Annotated in this window: 1 protein-coding gene; it reads right to left on the bottom strand. The window is 28.9% G+C overall.

Translation table 11 applies throughout. The features are described from left to right. Window position 1 precedes the first annotated feature (1 nt). On the bottom strand, window positions 2–559 hold the full coding sequence (locus U9S71_RS20900; protein ID WP_009135711.1) for an exonuclease domain-containing protein: 558 nt from the start codon (window positions 557–559) through the stop codon (window positions 2–4). Window positions 560–699: the final 140 nt, after the last annotated feature.

Raw genomic sequence — 699 nt, 5'->3', positions numbered from 1 at the left:
GCTAATATACTAAAAATATTAGGTGTGTTTGCGGAGAATCAGATAGATTTTTCAAAACACTCAAGTCCATACTCGCATTATGAAAAATTAATAAATTAGATGAAAGATATTTAGAAAGTTCGTCTTCCCATAATTCTTGAAAATTAAGGGAAAATTCTACATCTTCATATGAAATTCCGTGTATTGAAGTATGAGTTTTTAAAAACTTTTCTGATTTTGGTGGATTTATATAGTGTTTTGTCGAATAAACTATTGTGTCATTTTTCACGAAGCATAATCCGATTGCACAAGCACTTAATCTACTGTTATTTGCTGTCTCAAAGTCAATAGCAATAAAATCAAATTTATTTTCAAAGTACTCAGGGAATGTATGAGGATTTTTAAATTGATTGAATTTCAATTTTTGCAAAATCGCTTGTTCGTATTGAGGTTTTACTTTATAACCAACTTGTTTTGCTTTTTTTAGCCAAGGTTCAAGAATATAGTTTGGTGTATTTTCGATAAAATTATAGAATAGAAATTCATTGTTTGTTTCAGGATTTATTCCCGAAACTTCCATTTCAATTTGATTTTTTGGTTTAGGTTTAAAAAAGTTAAACATAGTTCATTTTGTATAATTCAGACGAGTTTTGGTGTAATATGGCATATAACGTTTGGCAAATTGGCGATGGAGCCGACTTTTAGCACAAATGTTGAATA

It is taken from the genome of Parapedobacter flavus (assembly GCF_035818675.1).
In the GTDB taxonomy this organism is placed as follows: Bacteria; Bacteroidota; Bacteroidia; order Sphingobacteriales; family Sphingobacteriaceae; genus Parapedobacter; species Parapedobacter flavus.
This window is presented reverse-complemented; position numbering and strand designations above follow the sequence as displayed.

What these genes read in the sequence shown, in the direction of transcription:
- U9S71_RS20900 (WP_009135711.1), bottom strand. Translation starts at nt 559, where the DNA reads ATGGAAGTTTCGGGAATAAATCCTGAAACAAACAATGAATTTCTATTC.